Raw genomic sequence first — 19,719 nt, forward strand, 5'->3', positions numbered from 1 at the left:
AACTAGATTCGAAACGAAACATGCGATTTACAACTTGCTATTGGATAAGCCCTCGACCGATTAGTACTGGTCAGCTCCATGCATTGCTGCACTTCCACCCCCAGCCTATCTACCTCGTCGTCTTCAAGGGGTCTTACATACTGGGAAATCTCATCTTGAGGGGGGCTTCACGCTTAGATGCTTTCAGCGTTTATCCCGTCCGTACATAGCTACCCAGCGGTGCTCCTGGCGGAACAACTGGTACACCAGCGGTACGTCCATCCCGGTCCTCTCGTACTAAGGACAGCTCCTCTCAAATTTCCTACGCCCACGACAGATAGGGACCGAACTGTCTCACGACGTTCTGAACCCAGCTCGCGTACCGCTTTAATGGGCGAACAGCCCAACCCTTGGGACCTACTTCAGCCCCAGGATGCGATGAGCCGACATCGAGGTGCCAAACCTCCCCGTCGATGTGGACTCTTGGGGGAGATAAGCCTGTTATCCCCAGGGTAGCTTTTATCCGTTGAGCGATGGCCCTTCCATGCGGTACCACCGGATCACTAAGCCCGACTTTCGTCCCTGCTCGACTTGTAGGTCTCGCAGTCAAGCTCCCTTATGCCTTTGCACTCTTCGAATGATTTCCAACCATTCTGAGGGAACCTTTGGGCGCCTCCGTTACTCTTTAGGAGGCGACCGCCCCAGTCAAACTGCCCACCTGACACTGTCCCCGCACCGGATTACGGTACCAGGTTAGAACCTAGATACGATCAGGGTGGTATCCCAACGTTGCCTCCACGCAAGCTGGCGCTCACGTTTCAAAGGCTCCCACCTATCCTGTACAGATCGTACCCAAATTCAATATCAAGCTGCAGTAAAGCTCCATGGGGTCTTTCCGTCTTGTCGCGGGTAACCTGCATCTTCACAGGTATTAAAATTTCACCGGATCTCTCGTTGAGACAGCGCCCAAGTCGTTACGCCATTCGTGCGGGTCAGAATTTACCTGACAAGGAATTTCGCTACCTTAGGACCGTTATAGTTACGGCCGCCGTTTACTGGGGCTTCGGTTCACAGCTTCGGGATTACTCCCTAACCACTCCCCTTAACCTTCCAGCACCGGGCAGGCGTCAGCCCGTATACTTCGCCTTACGGCTTCGCACAGACCTGTGTTTTTGCTAAACAGTCGCTTGGGCCTTTTCACTGCGGCCCCCTCGTGCTATTCACACTACCGGGGCACCCCTTCTCCCGAAGTTACGGGGTCATTTTGCCGAGTTCCTTAACGAGAGTTCTTCCGCGCGCCTTAGAATACTCTTCTCGCCTACCTGTGTCGGTTTGCGGTACGGGCACCATCACCTGGCTAGAGGCTTTTCTTGGCAGTGTGAGATCATGACCTTCGCTACTATAATTTTCGCTCCCCATCACAGCTCAGCCTTACAATGTGCGGATTTGCCTACACATCAGCCTTACTGCTTAGACGGACATCCATCAGTCCGCGTCACTACCCTACTGCGTCCCCCCATTGCTCATAACGGCTTACGGTGGTACAGGAATTTCGACCTGTTGTCCTTCGACTACGCCTTTCGGCCTCGCCTTAGGTCCCGACTTACCCTGAGCGGACGAGCCTTCCTCAGGAACCCTTAGGCTTTCGGCGGATCAGATTCTCACTGATCTTTTCGTTACTCATACCGGCATTCTCACTTGTATAATGTCCAGCGCTCCTTACGGTACACCTTCAACCCTTATACAACGCTCCCCTACCCCTGATGCAAAGCATCAAGCCATAGCTTCGGTGGTGTGTTTAGCCCCGTTACATTTTCGGCGCAGAGTCACTCGACCAGTGAGCTATTACGCACTCTTTCAATGATGGCTGCTTCTAAGCCAACATCCTGGTTGTCTGTGCAACTCCACATCCTTTCCCACTTAACACACACTTGGGGACCTTAGCTGATGGTCTGGGCTGTTTCCCTTTTGACAATGGATCTTAGCACTCACTGTCTGACTCCCGGAAGTAAGTCTATGGCATTCGGAGTTTGACTGAGCTTGGTAACCCTTGCGGGCCCCGCACCCAATCAGTGCTCTACCTCCACGACTCTGTTTTCCGAGGCTAGCCCTAAAGCTATTTCGGGGAGAACCAGCTATCTCCGAGTTCGATTGGAATTTCTCCGCTACCCCCACCTCATCCCCGCATTTTTCAACATGCGTGGGTTCGGGCCTCCAGTGCGTGTTACCGCACCTTCACCCTGGACAGGGGTAGATCACCCGGTTTCGGGTCTACGTCCACGTACTATGTCGCCCTATTCAGACTCGCTTTCGCTGCGGCTCCGGCTCTTCACCTTAACCTTGCACGGGAACGTAACTCGCCGGTTCATTCTACAAAAGGCACGCCATCACCCCTAAAACGGGCTCTGACTTTTTGTAAGCACACGGTTTCAGGTTCTATTTCACTCCCCTTCCGGGGTGCTTTTCACCTTTCCCTCACGGTACTGCTTCACTATCGGTCGCTAGGAAGTATTTAGCCTTGGCAGATGGTCCTGCCGGATTCATACGGGGTTTCACGTGCCCCGCACTACTCGGGATCCGTCTCGGAGGGAACAGACTTTCAACTACAGGGCTTTTACCTTCTTTGGCGGGCCTTTCCAGACCTCTTCGCTTAACCGGTTCCTTTGTAACTCCATGTGAGACGTCCCACAACCCCAAAGAGCAAGCTCTCTGGTTTGGGCTTCTCCGCGTTCGCTCGCCGCTACTGACGGAATCACTATTGTTTTCTCTTCCTCAGGGTACTTAGATGTTTCAGTTCCCCTGGTATGCCTCTACACAACCTATGTATTCAGTTGTGAGTAACTGGAAATTACCCCAGCTGGGTTTCCCCATTCGGACACCCCCGGATCAAAGCTTGCTTACAGCTCCCCGAGGCAGTTTCGTTGTTCGCCACGTCCTTCATCGGCTCCTAGCGCCTAGGCATCCTCCGTGTGCTCTTAGTAGCTTAACCATTTTGTTCCGGTTTCGGTCGCTCGCTTCCCTTGTTTTGCTTGCGCAAAGCCAAAAGTCGCTCTCACCCGATACCATCACAAAAGCAATTTAACTACCTTTATACACTGAACTTGTTTGCACAAGTTCAGTTAAAAAGGAATGTTCTAATTCGCGTTTGTTTCGTTTCGATATCTAGTTTTCAAAGAACAAGCTCCATGCAAAAGCAAGCTGTTTGAGAGTTTGAGCTCTCAAAACCGAACAACGAGTGAGTGTTTTGCAGCTAAGCTGCATATTTGAATGTTTCCGTTGCAGGAAACGATTCTCCATAGAAAGGAGGTGATCCAGCCGCACCTTCCGATACGGCTACCTTGTTACGACTTCACCCCAATCATCTATCCCACCTTCGGCGGCTGGCTCCTTGCGGTTACCCCACCGACTTCGGGTGTTATAAACTCTCGTGGTGTGACGGGCGGTGTGTACAAGACCCGGGAACGTATTCACCGCGGCATGCTGATCCGCGATTACTAGCAATTCCGACTTCATGCAGGCGAGTTGCAGCCTGCAATCCGAACTGAGACCGGCTTTGTTGGGATTGGCTCCATCTCGCGATTTCGCAGCCCGTTGTACCGGCCATTGTAGTACGTGTGTAGCCCAGGTCATAAGGGGCATGATGATTTGACGTCATCCCCACCTTCCTCCGGTTTGTCACCGGCAGTCTATCTAGAGTGCCCACCCAAAGTGCTGGCAACTAAATATAAGGGTTGCGCTCGTTGCGGGACTTAACCCAACATCTCACGACACGAGCTGACGACAACCATGCACCACCTGTCTCCTCTGTCCCGAAGGAAAGATACATCTCTGCATCGATCAGAGGGATGTCAAGACCTGGTAAGGTTCTTCGCGTTGCTTCGAATTAAACCACATACTCCACTGCTTGTGCGGGTCCCCGTCAATTCCTTTGAGTTTCAGTCTTGCGACCGTACTCCCCAGGCGGAGTGCTTAATGTGTTAACTTCGGCACCAAGGGTATCGAAACCCCTAACACCTAGCACTCATCGTTTACGGCGTGGACTACCAGGGTATCTAATCCTGTTTGCTCCCCACGCTTTCGCGCCTCAGCGTCAGTTACAGCCCAGAGAGTCGCCTTCGCCACTGGTGTTCCTCCACATATCTACGCATTTCACCGCTACACGTGGAATTCCACTCTCCTCTTCTGCACTCAAGTCACCCAGTTTCCAGTGCGATCCGGGGTTGAGCCCCGGGATTAAACACCAGACTTAAATGACCGCCTGCGCGCGCTTTACGCCCAATAATTCCGGACAACGCTTGCCCCCTACGTATTACCGCGGCTGCTGGCACGTAGTTAGCCGGGGCTTTCTTCTCAGGTACCGTCACCTTGAGAGCAGTTACTCTCCCAAGCGTTCTTCCCTGGCAACAGAGCTTTACGATCCGAAAACCTTCATCACTCACGCGGCATTGCTCCGTCAGGCTTTCGCCCATTGCGGAAGATTCCCTACTGCTGCCTCCCGTAGGAGTCTGGGCCGTGTCTCAGTCCCAGTGTGGCCGATCACCCTCTCAGGTCGGCTACGCATCGTCGCCTTGGTGAGCCGTTACCCCACCAACTAGCTAATGCGCCGCAGGCCCATCCCCAAGTGACAGATTGCTCCGTCTTTCCAGTTTCCTTCAGGCGAAGAAAACAACTATTCGGTATTAGCTACCGTTTCCGGTAGTTGTCCCAAACTTGAGGGCAGGTTACCTACGTGTTACTCACCCGTCCGCCGCTAACCATCAGAGAAGCAAGCTTCTCTTCAAGTCCGCTCGACTTGCATGTATTAGGCATGCCGCCAGCGTTCGTCCTGAGCCAGGATCAAACTCTCCAATAAAGTATTGAAAAGAGCGATAAGCTCATTTTGAATCTGACGAGATTAAAAATCTCATTTGTGCTCCAGTCGATTCAAGCCAAGGCTTTTCTCTAACTTTCGCGTTCATTCTGCAAGCAGAATGTTAACTCACTCGTTGTTCAGTTTTCAAAGATCAAACTTATTTCATTATCTCTTGTGTTCCCCGTGTCAGCACTGTGTTTCAGCGGCGACTTAAATAATATATCATACGGCTGAATGTAATGCAACAGTTTTTTTCATTTCTTTTCTTTAGTAGTTTTGTATTAGCTAAAGCTACCATATCCGTTCCCTATTTTGTCCTATCATAATAGGTTACGCTCATAGGGTACAAATATTTTAACACATTTATGAAAAGGTTTACAACAACTTCTCAATAAAATGCTCTTTATCATTTCCAGAACAGCTGTATCTCCGTAATGCGAAACTCAATGTTTATTAAGGAAAGCGGGAAGCCTCTCTCCATTACAGAGCAGACTTCCCACTAAATAAAACATGCACCTGACTTTTTCATCAATCGCAATCCGCGCTAGGTTAGTTTTGTATCCATGGATTACGACGCTTTTTATCGGATTTCCGTTGGGTGGAAGTAGCTGCACCCTCTCTGGATGTTTTCCCGGACACGGATACCTTGGATTTATTTTTCAGAGGAGCCTTGGTTGTTCTGCGTTTTGCAGCGGCCGGCTTATTCCCTGCTTGCTTCGACTTCCCTTCCAAATCTGATCCAACCTCTTCAATTGCTACCTGACTTAAGTTAGCGTCTTCACGCCCCCCTTTTTTGCCACCCTTCCCTTGCCCTTGAGAAGGATACATTTCACCAAATGCTCCAAGCGGGGACGGGGGAACCATGTTCTGAGTAGGGTACGGATTCTGATAAGCATACTCAATAGGCTGGTTTGGCATCGTTGATGTGGACATTTCAGGCGGCATACCGTACGAAGGACCGTACATATTCCATGCCGGATCCTGATAACCATGAGAAGGATAAGTATACTGAGGCATATGTGTATGTGAGCCACATCCGCATGGAGGGTACGGAAGCATTGAGTATGGAGATATGAAAGGCGGCTGATGATTCATGTGACTAGGTGCTACATACGTTGGGAATGGACTATTCACTTCGCCAGCTGGCGCAATCGGAAATGAGTTGTTTTGCATTTCTGCGGACAGATTCGGCATAACGTTATTGTGGTTATAACCCTGCTCCGCGCCAGTCCACGGACTGTTAGGCAGATCACTGCCACTATAAGGACTAACTTCCGGAATCCCTGGAAACGACGTATTGTTACTCGCTCCTGCCGTGTACATGTCTTGCTGAGCACCGTACACCTCTTGTACAGGAACCGGGATTTGAACATAAGGGTGTTCGGCTGGTGCATGATGCAACTTATTACCACAACCACAAGGCTTTTTCGTTGCTGGTGCAACCTCAGTTGGAGACTTTGTATTAGGCATTACAGGCAAAGGCATAATTTCAGGCGAAAGATTAGGCATTGTGTATTTCTTGGATTCCGCTACCGGTTTTACATGAACTTCGGGTTTAACCTCTTCTTTTTTGTGTGTCTCCTTTTCGGGTTTCACTTCAGGAAGCTCTGGTAACTGCGGCAGTACCTCCAGTTCCGGCATTACATTCGGCATTACCGGATTGGCAGGTGGTGGAGCAGGCACCGGGACCGGAACAGGAACCTCTGCTACCGGAGCAGGGGGAGTTGGCGTAACTGGAGCCGGGGGCTCCGGTTCTTTGACTCCCGTATATTCCTTACCTTCAGGTGACAACTTTTCATGAGCAGCAATGTTGCCGGCACCCGAATTAGATGTGCTGTTTCCTTGTGCGTGCATAGATGGAATATAAACTGTCTCCCCCACCAGCAGAGCATTCGGATTTTTCAACTGCGGATTGGCATTGATCATATCTTTTAAAGGAACTCCCCAAGCTTGTGCCAACTTCCATAACGAATCTCCTTGCTGCACCTTGTGACTGTGGAGCACACCCTCCGGCTTCGGTGTTACTGGCTCGGCAGGGATTTTGACCTTCATGCCAATATCCAACTTGTCGGGATTTGTGATTTGCGGATTAGCCGCGATCAATTTGTCCAGCGCTACATTGTATTTTTGGGACAGCAGATATAATGTGTCGCCTTTTTTCACCATGTGTATTTTCACAGGGAACTAACCTCCTAGACGTCATACTTGGGCAGTACATTCGCCCATACCGTTACTACATCCTATGCAGAAACCGGGCTAATGACATCAACTAAACAAAAAAAATCCTCCTGTCTCTAAAATCCCCATACACCAGGTATGCAGAATTTTATCGGACAAGGAGGATTCCTGTTCCCTATGTTATGCAATTCTAACTTAAGATTCCCACACTTTATATCCATCTTTGTCAACAATCTGACGGAATGCTTCCAGCAGTCTCAGCGTTACCGGACCTGCTACTCCCGTGCCGATTGTTCTTCCATCGACTTCATATGCAGCGATAACTTCTGCAGCTGTCCCGGTGAAAAAGACTTCGTCTGCGATATACACATCATGCAGGGTGAATGGCACTTCTTTTAATTCAAGCTCCAGTTCGCCACATAGATCGATAATCGCTTGACGTGTAATCCCTTCAAGTGCTCCGAGATAACAAGGCGGCGTGTACACTACACCATTTTTGATGATGAAGATGTTATCACTTGAACCCTCAGTAACGTAACCTTGGGAGTTCAGCATGATTGCTTCACCAGCACCTGAATAGTTAGACTGGATTTTAACCAGGATGTTATTCAGATAGTTCAACGATTTAATTTTTGGATTCAATGCGTCCGGAATGTTCCGGCGTTGGGATACGGACACGGCTTTCAATCCAGTAAGATACGCTTCCTCCGGATAGATCGCCAATTGCTCCACGATGATGATTACGGATGCCTTAGGGCAACGTAACGGGTCCAACCCCAGATTACCAGGGCCGCGCGATACAATAAGACGAATATAACCATTACGCATATCATTGCGGCGCACCGTTTCAGCCATGACTTCCAGCATCTCATCAATGGACAGCGGAATGTTCAAACTAATGGATTTTGCCGAATCATACAAACGATCCAAGTGGGCCTTACATCTGAAAATATTTCCGTTATAGATCCGAATACCTTCGAAAATCCCGTCTCCATACAAAAATCCATGATCATATACCGAAACGGTTGCGTTCTCCTTGGTCACATACTGACCATCCAAATAGATCCATTGTTCTGCCACCGATGACTGCACCTCCATAAAATATCCATTCCCAGTACTCCGAAACGTTATTAACCCGTCCATTGTACACCAAATGACAAGCCATTACTCGCTCATTCTACCCCGACTTATGACAACCTTCTAACATTCCCAAACACCATCAGGTCAATTATCTCGAAGGATATGTATAACAAGGATAGCTACCCAGAACACGCACCTGACAATTCAACGCTTCAATCTCTGCCATGGCTGCGGTAAGCAATACCGAATCGACCGTTTCCACAACATCAATGTAAAAATAGTAACTGCCCAATCGTTTCTTCGTTGGACGAGATTCGAGACGGGTCAAGTTCAGCTTCCGCCATGCAAAAGCTGACAATACCTGATGCAACGCACCCGGTGCATCTTCTGGCAACGTCACCAGCAAGCTGGTTTTTACATGATCCGGTTCACGTGGAATGTTCACAGGTTCATGGCCGATGAGCACAAAACGGGTGTAGTTGTTGTCATGATCTGTAACCCGTTCAGCCATAATGTCCAGACCATGCTTCTGAGCAGCAAGTTTTGTACCAATCGCCACCCAGCCCTTACCCGGATTTTTTTTCACAATTTCTACAGCTTCGGCTGTACTATTCACACCTTCAAGCTCCGCCCCAGGCGAATGCAGCCGAATAAAATTCTGACACTGTGGAATAGCCACAGGATGAGACATAATCTTGGTGATTCTACCAAAGTCATAATCGCCACTCTCTGTCTTAAATTCCGAACCATGTCCAATAACATTCTGGATGGATGGGTATACCCACTCTGCTTGCATCGGAATGTCCACTTCATTCACAAGCCAGTCCATATGAAGACTAACGGAACCCTCAATGGTATTTTCGATCGGAATGACACTGTATTGTGCAATCCCGCTATCCGTTGCTCGAAAAACATCCGAAATCAGCTTGGAATGAAGCAAGTCTAATGGTTCCCCGTTGAAAAGGAAATCAATTGCCTCATGAGAGACTGAGCCTTCAGGTAATACTGCAATTCGTTTCATGCATTAACTTCCCCTTTGATTCTGTCCAGAAAAGGACGTTCGTCTTGATCAGGCAGCACGGTTACACCGTCCAAATCCGGATCGAGCCACAGTGCAGAAGCAGATATGCCCTCCCGCTCCATGGTGTCCAGCAAATATTGTTCCAATCCCGCTTTTCGGGTGTCATGACGATCTACCAAAGTCAATACAGTCGGTCCAGCTCCGCTCAGGGCAGCTCCCAACGCTCCATGATCAACAGCTTGTTCCAATATCTCAGCCATGCCTGGCACCAATGATGCCCGATATGGTTGGTGAATTCGATCTGACATCGCCTTCTGAATCATATCCAGTCGTCCACTCGCCAAAGCGGCAACGAGCAGTGAAGATCTGCTAATGTTATGCACCACATCAGACATGCCAAATTGCTCTGGAATTACATTCCTTGCTTTGGAAGTAGACAGCTGGAATTCAGGTACAATAACCAAAGCCTGCAGATCCTGGTGTGGTTCAATACGTATATGATCTACCTGTTGACCATTCCATGCAGCCGTAATAATACCGCCATACAGAGATGCTCCCACATTATCAGGATGTTTCTCGAGGGATGTGGCCATATCCAGAAGCTTGGCATCGGATAAAGGAGCACCAATTAATGCATTAGCCGCTGCCAATGCCCCAACGATGGCTGATGCACTACTCCCGAGTCCCCGCGTAAGCGGAATATCGGAATACATGGAGATTTCCAATTCAGGCACGGACACCCCAGCTTCATTGAATACCATCTGTGCCACTTCGTAAATCAAATTCGATTTGTCTGTAGGCAGGCCTGTCAAATGATTGCCGTGAAGATGAAATGTTGTCTGCTCGGCAGGTTTCATTTCCAACCAGGCATACAAAGACAATGCCATGCCCAGGGTATCAAACCCCGGACCGAGATTGGCTGTGCTTGCAGGTATTTTTACGGTTACCTTTTCACGCAAACTCATACAGATTGCTGCTCCAGTTGTGCAATGGCCGCCATTACTGCTTCTTCCGTATCTTCAACAACAAGTGGCTCAGTCGCTACTGTTTTGATCGCAATATTAGGATCTTTCAGGCCATTACCTGTCAGTACACAAACTACAGTCTCTCCGCCTTTAAAGTACCCTTCACTCTTCAGTTTGTATACACCGGCAAGGGAAGCCGCAGAAGCAGGTTCAGCAAAAATTCCTTCCCGAGAAGCAAGTGTACGATACGCTGTCAGGATTTGTTCATCTGTTACATAGTTGATCTGTCCACCAGATTCCTCAGCTGCAGCTACTGCCGTTTTCCAGCTCGCCGGATTACCGATTCGAATTGCTGTTGCTACCGTTTCAGGTTCAAGGATCGGCTCACCTTTGACAATGGCCATCGCACCTTCTGCTTCGAAACCAACCATACGTGGAAGCGTGTTGGATTTACCTGCCTCTTTATATTCTTTGAAGCCTTTCCAATAAGCCGAGATATTACCCGCATTACCGACTGGGATAGCCAGAACGTCAGGCGCTTCGCCAAGTTGTTCAATAACTTCAAACGCCGCTGTCTTCTGTCCTTCAATCCGGAATGGATTCACAGAGTTTACAAGCGTGATTGGATGTTTGGCTGTGATCTCACGCACAATCTCCAGTGCACGGTCAAAGTTACCATTAATCGCGATCACTTTAGCTCCATAGATCATGGCTTGGGCCAGTTTACCCAGTGCAATGTTGTTATTCGGGATCAGTACGATACAATTGAGGCCACCACGTGCGGCATAGGCCGCTGCAGCTGCTGACGTATTACCTGTGGATGCACACATGATCGTACGGCTGCCCTCTTCCATAGCTTTGGCAACTGCCATAACCATACCGCGGTCTTTGAAAGATCCCGTAGGGTTCAAACCTTCGTATTTGAAGTAAACATTCAAACCGAGCTCCTCAGACAGATTCTCTGCATGAATCAACGGTGTATTTCCTTCCTGAAGCGTAAGCAGGGGGGTATTTTCATTAACTGGAAGGTGCTCTCTGTACGTTTGCAAAAGTCCTTGATATCTCATTGTGGGTAAACTCCTTTATGTTTTAATAATCTGAAATGATGACCTGTTGAACCGGATATGATTAACTTGTACGTAATAACTGAAATAATTGAGATGCCGTATGGGATACGGACACTTATCCTTCGACCCGGTAGACACTCTTAATGCGGCGAATGACGCTGAGTGATTCAAAATGTTTTAACACTTTATCCATGCTTGCCTTACTTGCATTATGTGTAACGATAATGATCTCGGCATCCGGGTTGTGCTCATTCGGCTGTTGAACAACCGACGCCAGACTGACATCATACTCTGCGAAAATTTGTGTGATTTGTGCCAATACACCGGCTTTGTCGTCTACGTGTAGTAAAATAAAGTTTTTCGACACGATCTGCTCGTCGCTTTGCAGTCGCTTAATCTTATAAGGCACAATTGCTTTGAGACCGTTCACGCCAAGTTTAAGGTTTTTGGTAACCGCCACAATGTCAGCTACAACCGAAGTTGCCGTTGGGAGTTCTCCCGCACCTGCACCATAGAACATCGTCTCCCCTACAGCTTCACCGTGTACATATACTGCGTTGAACACACCGTTGACTGAAGCAATCGGGTGATTCTGTCTAACCATAGTCGGCTGAACACTGATCGTGATCTCATCGCCAATACGGTCCGCAATACCAAGTAACTTCATCTCATATCCCAGTCTTTTGGCATACATAATGTCTTCACGAGTTACGGAGGATATTCCTTTAACGGTTACATCCTTCAACTCCACATTGGTGCGGAAACCGAGTGTACTCAATATGGCCATTTTGCGAGCTGCGTCAAGTCCCTCCACATCGGAAGTTGGATCGGATTCGGCATATCCCAGAGCCTGTGCTTCAGCCAGTACTTCTTCATAGGATGCACCTTCTTGACTCATTTTGGTCAGAATAAAGTTCGTTGTTCCGTTCACAATCCCCATAATGCGGGTAATCCGATCAGAAGAGAAACCTTCAATCAGCGTACGAATGATCGGAATCCCTCCAGCAACACTCGCTTCATAGAACACGTCACATTGTTTTTCCTGCGCCTTTGCCAAAATCTCTGTACCATGCAGTGCCATGAGATCTTTGTTCGCTGTTACAATATGTTTCCCACGTTCCAACGCTTCAAGAATATACTCCTTCGTCTGATCAATGCCGCCCATGACTTCAACGATGACGTCAATATCCGGATGACGAATGACTTCCCAAGGATCTTCCGTAAGCTTGGCACGGTCTACAGCAATAACACGTTCTTTCTCTGTATTTTTCACTGCGATCTTCTCGATGACAATCGGCGATCCAACCTGACTGCTCAGATCCTCCTGATTCCCTTCCACAATGCGAACAACTCCCGTTCCGACAGTTCCCAGACCCAACAATCCGACTTTTACTGGTTTCACTAACGATCTACCCCCTAATGTCTATTCTTGTCTGTCAGTCCTGTATGTTAAAGCCTAATTACCCTTGGCCTACAATACGCGTACGTCTTACGCCAGGCATATCTTGCATTCGATCCAGCATTTCACCAATTTCGCCATGAAGATGTGTTGTTTCCACCGAAATGACAACATTGGCTCTTCCCTGAAGCGGGATACTCTGATTAATCGTGAGTACATTAGCTCCATAACCAGCTACATGTCCAAGCACACGAGACAAGATCCCTGACTGATGCTCCAGATCAATGGAGATCGTTACAATTCTCTCGCGCTCAAGCTGGTTGATCAGATGAATCCCATCCTTGTACTTGTAAAAGGCACTCCGGCTTAATCCGACCTGTTCAACCGCCTCATGCACTGTTTTAACATCACCAGAAGCCAGTAGTTCTTTGACCTGCATGGTCTTCACCACTGCCTCTGGTAAAATATCTTCCCGTACTAAGTAATAGCGTTCGTTCACAGAACGTCCTCTCCTCAAAGACTCATGTATTCATATAGTGGACATTATATAGGATCTATGACAAAAGGGCAATACATGACACGCCTATTTTTTGAAATACGTTCCTCACAGTATACAAGTTTATCCCTCTTCCATGTCAGGAAAAAACAAAAAAAACGCAGAGTTGCGGGTCAACTTCCCACTTCTCTGCGTTCCTATATCGATCTGTCTCTCCACGGAAGACGGCTACTTAGTAGTAACTGCTGCCTTCCACGAATTCGAATTCAAAGTCTCCAATACGCACGATGGTGCCTTCTACAGCTCCACGCTTACGCAACTCAGCGTCCACACCCATATAACGCAGTGTACGTGCGAGTTTCAGTATAGCTTCATGTGAGTTCAATTGCATCCGTTTCATCATGCGGTCAATCTTGGCACTTTCAACAACGAACATTTCGTTCTCACGCACAATTTTGAAACCATCGTCTTCTTTTTTGTCCAGACTGTATACTTTACGTTCAGATACATCTGCTACCTCTTCAACCACTCGCTCGTCTGGAACCTGATCCAGCAGATCAGCTGCACGATACAGAAGTTCTTGAATCCCTTTCCGGGTCAAGGATGAAATTGGCATCACTTCAATATCAGGCTGAACTTCACGAACTTGCTGTAAAAACTGCTCCAGGTTCGCTTCAGAGTCTGGCATATCCATCTTGTTAGCTGCTACAATTTGCGTTCTCTCGGCGAGAAGCGGATTGTACAACTTCAATTCGTCATTGATTTTCTGCCAGTCTTCAAAAGGATCGCGTCCTTCCGAACCCGACATATCTACGACATGAACAATAATACGAGTACGCTCGACATGACGCAGGAACTCATGTCCCAGTCCGACACCTTCATGCGCACCTTCAATCAGTCCAGGCAAATCGGCCATGACAAAGCTTCGGCCTTCTCCTACACCGACTACACCCAGATTCGGTGTAATGGTTGTGAAATGGTATGCACCGATCTTTGGCTTGGCTGACGAAACGACAGAAAGCAATGTGGATTTCCCGACACTCGGGAAACCAACCAGACCAACATCTGCCATAACTTTCAGTTCGAGTACGATGTAACGCTCTTGTCCTTCTTCACCGTTCTCAGCAAGTTCAGGGGCTGGGTTGTTCGGCGTGGCAAATCGGATGTTCCCTCGTCCGCCCCGTCCACCACGAGCAATAACAACCTGTTGACCGTGACGTGTCATATCCGCCAATACTTCTCCACTGTCTTCATCCAAGATGATAGTTCCTGGTGGAATGCGCACAATCATGTTCTCCGCGTTTGCACCATGCTGACTCTTATTACGTCCCTTCTCACCACGTGGGGCCTTGAAGTGACGCTGGTAACGAAAATCCATCAACGTCCGCAAACCTTCATCCACACGGAAAATGATGTCAGCTCCTCTGCCTCCATCGCCCCCGGCAGGTCCGCCGTTTGGTACATATTTCTCACGACGGAACGAAATAATTCCGTCCCCTCCGTCTCCGGCTTTTACATAAATCTTCGCTTTATCTACAAACATTGGTTAACCCCTTCTTCCTATATTCCACACGGCATTCTGAATTGTATAAACGTATCCTCAGACGGAAACTGCTCCGTTCTGACTTTTTTTCCTTTGAGTACGGCAGAAAGCTGCCGCAGTGTTTCCGGATCGGGTGTTTGATCCCCATCCAGTCGGACAACCACATCTCCATGATCCTGTCCGAAGTTTAAGGTCAGTTTGCGAACCTCTCCCCAAGAAGACCGGCCGCCGCCATATTGATAGGCCCTGATTGCATCCGCAATCGCCCCGGTAAGTGACTCGCCATCCTCGGGAGAGACCAGAGCACTAAGCTGCAACTCATCTTCTATTTCCACATGCAAGTCCAGCGCAATTCCACTGGCGCGAAAAGACTGAAGATAAAATACGAGGGAAGGAATGCCTAATCTGGAGATTCGGCTTTCTTCTGTAACCCGCTCTTTTATTCTTTCCACACATTGCAAGGATTTATCAAGTTTGCCCAGCCGAAGATATCCATATAACACCTGAAGGTCGTTCATCCAGTCGTGTCGATGATGATTTAATGAAGCGATTGCTGTTTTTTCCATGGATTGTATGATGGCTCTGCGTTCCGCCTCCGCCTGTTTCTTCATCGCATTCACAGAAATGAGCAATACTGCGACGGACCACAATGCGCACACGACGCTTGAGATCATCGCCGGATACAACATAACGAAAACCAAAGGAATCAGAAGTGAACATGCCGCAATCCACGGCACTCTTTTCCAAGATTTCATGGCTTCTCCCCGTTCTACAAAACTCGGTTGGTCTACACCCACCGTAACCAAGTATAACATGTCTTTTCTGCCAGTTCATTATCGAATAACCGTTGAATACAAAAAACCTTCGGCAAAAATGCCGAAGGCTCCTTAGGCGGAATGCCGATATTACGCTTCTACTGCTGCTGCTACAGGAGCAACATTAACAGGATAGATGCTTACTTTTTTGCGATCGCGTCCCCAACGTTCGAATTTTACAACGCCGTCGATTTTCGCGAACAAAGTGTCATCTTTACCGATGCCAACGTTAGTTCCTGGGTGAATTTTCGTTCCGCGTTGGCGAACGAGAATGCTACCACCAGTTACAGTTTGACCATCAGCACGTTTAACACCCAGACGTTGAGCATTACTGTCACGTCCGTTCTTCGTGGAACCTACACCTTTTTTCGATGCGAATAACTGAAGATTTAATTTCAACATGATTGGTTGTCCTCCTTCTTTGCTTATTTGAATTGCTGTATTTTAATATACTTCCCGTATGACTCTGCAATATTAGAGAGCATAACCACCATGGATTCGAGTAACAATTGTACCTGGGACCAGGTTTCCCCTCTCTCTAACAAAGGTAAAGAACCGCTTAAAAAGCCATTCTTCATCTTGGCATCCATTTCGACACCGGTCAATGTTTCAATCGAGTTCACCGTACCCACTGTAACAGCGGATACCCCGGCACATACGATGTCTTCTCCCCGCTTGGCAAAATTAGCATGCCCTTCAATGGAAAAACGTTCGATGTTCCCGTCCTCATCACGAAAGATTTGAACGATAATCACTTATCGCACCTTCTTTACGCTTTGATTGTTTCGATAGTTACTTTAGTGTACGGTTGACGGTGACCTTGCTTCACATGGTAGTTCTTTTTAGGTTTGTATTTGTATACGATAACCTTTTGTCCTTTGCCATGTTTCTCCACTTTAGCCGTTACAGTAGCTCCGGAAATCAATGGTGTACCTGCTGTCAAACCTTGATCGTTAGATACAGCCAGGACACGGTCGAACGTTACGCTTTCGCCATCGTTCGCAGTCAATTTCTCGATGAACAGAACATCGCCCTCTTGGACTTTGTACTGTTTGCCGCCTGTTTCAATAATTGCGTACATTTGCCTTGCACCTCCTCATGTCTCAGACTCGCCCGTTCTCAGGTGACAGTGTCCTTGCGGAACTGTTCTTATACCCGGCCAGTGCGGTTACAGCATGTGCAAGACCATTAGGCTAAACACATACTTGAAGATTATATCACGCAATATATCAAAAATCAATGCAAAGGTGAAATATATCTTTTTCCCGTTCCATGGCAGGAAGAACACGGCTCCACATAGGGCAACGTACTTTCTTCCCGCACTTTCTTACGGGTAAGTTCGAGCAAACCCAGTTTGGTCCAACCCATTACAAACGCTTTGGTCCGATCCTTCTTGAGCTCACCCTCCAAGGTTGCTGCGACTTCATGCCGATTCGAAGCTTCCTCCATATCAATGAAGTCGACAATAATCATGCCACCGATATCCCGCAGGCGCATTAGACGGGCAATCTCCACTGCTGCCTGTATGTTGGTCTCTGTCACGGTCTCTTCCAGACTGTCACCGCCAGCTCCCGTATATTTACCCGTGTTCACATCCACTACAGTCAGAGCTTCGGTATGATCAATAACAATGTATCCGCCTCCGGGCAACCACACTTTCCGGGCAAAATCCTTATTCAACTGTTCCTGCACACCATAGGCAGCAAAGATGGATTCTGTTCCCCGATACACCTGTACTTTGGGTTGATGACCAGGACTAATCTCTTCGAGCAATGCTTTTACCTCACGGGCTTGTCCTTCACTATCAGTGATGACTTCGTCACTCCCTGGCGTATACACATCTCTGATGATTCGCTGTACCATGCTATGATCCCTATGCAAGAGGCTTGGTGAAGGCAAACTGTCCGCTTTTTCACGAATCAGATACCACTGCGCGCGTAATGTTTCCAAGTCCGACTTAATGGCTTCATGCTGCTCTTCTCCAGATACGGTCCGAATAATAAGTCCTTCTTCATCCCGCCTCAGTTGCTCCCCAAGTGCCTTAAGACGGGAACGATCCCCTTCACGGGCAATTTTCTTGGATACCGCTACATAATCAGCAACAGGCATGTAGACAAGCCAACGGCCCGGGAGTGAATAATGAGTCGTCACCCGGGCTCCCTTGCCTCCTACCGGTTCTTTCAGAACCTGAACAATGACTTCCTGACCCGGACGAAGCAACTCCGAGATGGAAGGCTTCACCTTGGGCTGTTTCTCCAGATGGGGATGCAACACATCGTCCACATAGAGAAACGCATTCTTTTTCTGACCGATATCCACAAAAGCAGCTTGCATACCTGGTAACACATTCACGACCCGTCCCTTGAAAAAGGAACCCAGCAGTCCACGATCGCGTGTACGCTCTGCCGTAAATTCCACAGCTTTGCCTTCTTCCAGAAGCGCCATTTGCATGAGGTTATGTTCATTATGTACTATCATTTGTTTCATGGCTTCACCTCTAGAAGACAATTCAAATCATCCACATCCATTTCAGTATCTTTTCAATTCTCATTGTACATATATTAACCCATTTCAGAACAGGTCCACCAGAACACTACAATTTATCACCATTTTGTTGAAAATAGGAACCGATAATCCGTTGCTCAGGCAATACGGCCATAATTCGACCCTGTCTGTTCATCACGTATACCATATGGTATCTTTCTCTCTTTAATAGACGCAAAATAGTGTCCAAAGGTTTCGCCGGGAATGAGATTATTGGCTGCGCCAAACTGCCAGTAGCCGCGTGACGAGCAAACGCACCCTCTCGATTCATCAGAAAACGAATAAAGCGATAGGGCACATTTCGGTAATCCGTTACGTTGGAATAGAACAAAAAAAGGCCGATTAACAGAATGTTGAGCGGTAGGCCGTAGTCGCCAGTAAACCATCGGCTGATAGCATATAAAATAACCCCTACGCTACACAGAATGCTAATTCTGTAAGTCCACATTAATGTTGTATAGTAAGGTGCCCACAGACTGACAAGTGCCTGAACAACTTTACCTCCGTCCAGAGGAAGTACAGGCAGCAGATTAAAGAGAGCAATGAGCAGGTTCCCCTGAATGATATAGTTGAGAAATACCGGATCCCCCAGATTGCCGTACTGCAACAACATAACCACGCCAACCATCAGGATGTTTTGTAATGGACCAGCCAGAGCAATCATGATTTCCCGGTAGGCCGTGATCGTACCTCCATCTTCGATAACCGCTACTCCTCCAAAAGGAAGCATCTGGATCGACAAGACACGATAGCCCAGAAGTGCTGCCGCCGCAGCATGTCCACATTCATGAATGAATACGATGGCAAACAACGTAATAAGTTCAATAAAATGTCCAGTCAGAAGGGAGGCCATCATGATAATTACAAAAAACGGATGAAACGTAATACGGACTCCCCACACCCTAATCAAGGGCAACAACTTCCGCCGGGTCTACGTACTCCTCCCCCTCTTTGACTGCAAAATAGAGCGTGGCCGGTTGTTCACCACCCGTAGACTTGAGACTCCCCACTGGATTCCCCGCTTCCACCCAATCATTCACGCTCACTTCACTTTCGTTCAGCCGACCGTATATTGCCGTGACATTGCCTGTATGTTGGATGACAACTGTGAATCCACTTGCTGCATCTCCGATAACCTCCATGACACGCCCAGCATCAGAACTTGCGACCTGTATAAGTTCTGCACCTGCGGCATCCGGAACGATCTCAATTCCCTTCATGCTCAGCGCGAATGGCTGAACCACTGTGCCTGAGATTGGTTTGCCCAGTAACTGCCTTACTTTCAATCCGTTCACGGCATCTGTCGTATGTCCGAGGACCGGAAGAAACGAAGGCGTTCCTCCAAAATGCCGTTCATACCAAGCCGCTGCTGAGGCAAAATCCATATCCCGATGGAGTGCATCCGCAATTACTGTTTTGGGTGATGTCGTCCACGATGTATCCAACTGAAATAGACCCCATACTCCGCCAAATATCAAAGCGCTAATAACCGTCCGTTTGAGAAGTGACTTGAACAGGTTGAATCTCGAATGCCCCCCTGGAACGAAATGACCATTCTCTTTTTTCCACAACCATTCCGGATCTCTTTCCTGTGTCCCCTCACTAGGCGGTGTAAATGGTTTCGGGTGTATGATCTCATTCTTGTCCAACAGTGAACCTAATTTCTGCTCCTGTAAGACCTCCACAGTGGCACCATCCATCAGTCGCCGGATACGTTCTTCTCGTCTCTGCTTGATTCTGAGTTTCGTGTTCATGGAATGTCCTCCCGCCGAGGCTTGTT

15 protein-coding genes, 2 rRNA genes and 1 other annotated feature are annotated in these 19,719 nt (G+C 48.1%); all 17 genes read right to left on the reverse strand.

Annotation, left to right across the window (positions count from 1 at the left end; all coding sequences use genetic code 11):
• Nucleotides 1-40: 40 nt before the first annotated feature.
• Nucleotides 41-2,968, reverse strand: a 23S ribosomal RNA gene (locus MKY66_RS23475).
• Nucleotides 2,969-3,278: 310 nt separating this feature from the next.
• Nucleotides 3,279-4,831: ribosomal RNA gene (locus tag MKY66_RS23480) — 16S ribosomal RNA — on the reverse strand.
• The 16S and 23S rRNA genes sit together here, the layout of an rRNA operon.
• A 549-nt stretch (nt 4,832-5,380) precedes the next feature.
• A complete protein-coding gene (locus MKY66_RS23485) occupies nt 5,381-7,009 on the reverse strand; it encodes a LysM peptidoglycan-binding domain-containing protein (protein ID WP_076216955.1) in 1,629 nt (542 codons plus the stop codon).
• 195 nt (nt 7,010-7,204) lie between these two features.
• Nucleotides 7,205-8,089 carry a branched-chain-amino-acid transaminase gene (ilvE, locus tag MKY66_RS23490; RefSeq protein ID WP_017692630.1) on the reverse strand — a complete coding sequence of 295 codons (885 nt, stop codon included), beginning with the start codon at nt 8,087-8,089 and terminating at the stop codon, nt 7,205-7,207.
• Between the two features lie 148 nt (nt 8,090-8,237).
• On the reverse strand, nt 8,238-9,110 hold the full coding sequence (pheA, locus tag MKY66_RS23495) for a prephenate dehydratase (RefSeq protein WP_076216954.1): 873 nt from the start codon (nt 9,108-9,110) through the stop codon (nt 8,238-8,240).
• Nucleotides 9,107-10,075 (reverse strand): homoserine kinase, encoded by a 969-nt coding sequence (gene thrB, locus MKY66_RS23500; protein ID WP_076216953.1) that lies wholly within the window; start codon nt 10,073-10,075, stop codon nt 9,107-9,109. The genes pheA and thrB overlap by 4 nt, the downstream gene beginning before the upstream one ends.
• Nucleotides 10,072-11,142: a threonine synthase gene (thrC, locus tag MKY66_RS23505; protein ID WP_036605915.1), complete on the reverse strand. Its 1,071-nt coding sequence runs from the start codon at nt 11,140-11,142 to the stop codon at nt 10,072-10,074. Before thrC ends, thrB begins: the two co-directional genes overlap by 4 nt.
• Before the next feature lie 115 nt (nt 11,143-11,257).
• A complete protein-coding gene (locus MKY66_RS23510; protein ID WP_017692626.1) occupies nt 11,258-12,544 on the reverse strand; it encodes a homoserine dehydrogenase in 1,287 nt (428 codons plus the stop codon).
• Between the two features lie 58 nt (nt 12,545-12,602).
• Nucleotides 12,603-13,040 (reverse strand): ACT domain-containing protein, encoded by a 438-nt coding sequence (locus MKY66_RS23515; protein WP_017692625.1) that lies wholly within the window; start codon nt 13,038-13,040, stop codon nt 12,603-12,605.
• Nucleotides 13,041-13,269: 229 nt separating this feature from the next.
• Entirely contained in the window at nt 13,270-14,580 is a 1,311-nt protein-coding gene (gene obgE, locus MKY66_RS23520) for a GTPase ObgE (RefSeq protein ID WP_076216952.1), read from the reverse strand.
• Between the two features lie 17 nt (nt 14,581-14,597).
• The gene (locus tag MKY66_RS23525) at nt 14,598-15,395 is read right to left on the reverse strand and encodes a Spo0B domain-containing protein (protein ID WP_256704389.1); all 798 of its coding nucleotides are present in this window, start codon (nt 15,393-15,395) and stop codon (nt 14,598-14,600) included.
• A gap of 90 nt (nt 15,396-15,485) precedes the next feature.
• Nucleotides 15,486-15,797, reverse strand: coding sequence for a 50S ribosomal protein L27 (gene rpmA, locus MKY66_RS23530; protein WP_017692622.1), 312 nt, complete (start codon nt 15,795-15,797; stop codon nt 15,486-15,488).
• Nucleotides 15,798-15,820: 23 nt separating this feature from the next.
• Entirely contained in the window at nt 15,821-16,150 is a 330-nt protein-coding gene (locus tag MKY66_RS23535) for a ribosomal-processing cysteine protease Prp (protein ID WP_036605912.1), read from the reverse strand.
• Nucleotides 16,151-16,164: 14 nt separating this feature from the next.
• The gene (gene rplU / locus MKY66_RS23540) at nt 16,165-16,476 is read right to left on the reverse strand and encodes a 50S ribosomal protein L21 (protein ID WP_017692620.1); all 312 of its coding nucleotides are present in this window, start codon (nt 16,474-16,476) and stop codon (nt 16,165-16,167) included.
• A 14-nt stretch (nt 16,477-16,490) separates the two neighbouring features.
• Nucleotides 16,491-16,575 (reverse strand) — a sequence feature (ribosomal protein L21 leader region).
• A gap of 56 nt (nt 16,576-16,631) precedes the next feature.
• Entirely contained in the window at nt 16,632-17,882 is a 1,251-nt protein-coding gene (locus MKY66_RS23545; RefSeq protein ID WP_036605911.1) for an Rne/Rng family ribonuclease, read from the reverse strand.
• Nucleotides 17,883-17,988: 106 nt separating this feature from the next.
• The gene (locus tag MKY66_RS23550; protein WP_076216951.1) at nt 17,989-18,849 is read right to left on the reverse strand and encodes a M50 family metallopeptidase; all 861 of its coding nucleotides are present in this window, start codon (nt 18,847-18,849) and stop codon (nt 17,989-17,991) included.
• Nucleotides 18,842-19,693, reverse strand: coding sequence for a M23 family metallopeptidase (locus MKY66_RS23555; RefSeq protein WP_076216950.1), 852 nt, complete (start codon nt 19,691-19,693; stop codon nt 18,842-18,844). Before MKY66_RS23555 ends, MKY66_RS23550 begins: the two co-directional genes overlap by 8 nt.
• Nucleotides 19,694-19,719: the final 26 nt, after the last annotated feature.

Origin of the sequence: Paenibacillus sp. FSL R5-0766, assembly GCF_037971845.1 — a bacterium.
Taxonomy (GTDB): domain Bacteria; phylum Bacillota; class Bacilli; order Paenibacillales; family Paenibacillaceae; genus Paenibacillus.

What these genes read in the sequence shown, in the direction of transcription:
- pheA (WP_076216954.1), bottom strand. Translation starts at nt 9,110, where the DNA reads ATGAAACGAATTGCAGTATTACCTGAAGGCTCAGTCTCTCATGAGGCA.
- thrB (WP_076216953.1), bottom strand. Translation starts at nt 10,075, where the DNA reads ATGAGTTTGCGTGAAAAGGTAACCGTAAAAATACCTGCAAGCACAGCC.
- thrC (WP_036605915.1), bottom strand. Translation starts at nt 11,142, where the DNA reads ATGAGATATCAAGGACTTTTGCAAACGTACAGAGAGCACCTTCCAGTT.
- obgE (WP_076216952.1), bottom strand. Translation starts at nt 14,580, where the DNA reads ATGTTTGTAGATAAAGCGAAGATTTATGTAAAAGCCGGAGACGGAGGG.
- MKY66_RS23525 (WP_256704389.1), bottom strand. Translation starts at nt 15,395, where the DNA reads ATGTTATACTTGGTTACGGTGGGTGTAGACCAACCGAGTTTTGTAGAA.
- rpmA (WP_017692622.1), bottom strand. Translation starts at nt 15,797, where the DNA reads ATGTTGAAATTAAATCTTCAGTTATTCGCATCGAAAAAAGGTGTAGGT.
- rplU (WP_017692620.1), bottom strand. Translation starts at nt 16,476, where the DNA reads ATGTACGCAATTATTGAAACAGGCGGCAAACAGTACAAAGTCCAAGAG.
- MKY66_RS23545 (WP_036605911.1), bottom strand. Translation starts at nt 17,882, where the DNA reads ATGAAACAAATGATAGTACATAATGAACATAACCTCATGCAAATGGCG.
- MKY66_RS23555 (WP_076216950.1), bottom strand. Translation starts at nt 19,693, where the DNA reads ATGAACACGAAACTCAGAATCAAGCAGAGACGAGAAGAACGTATCCGG.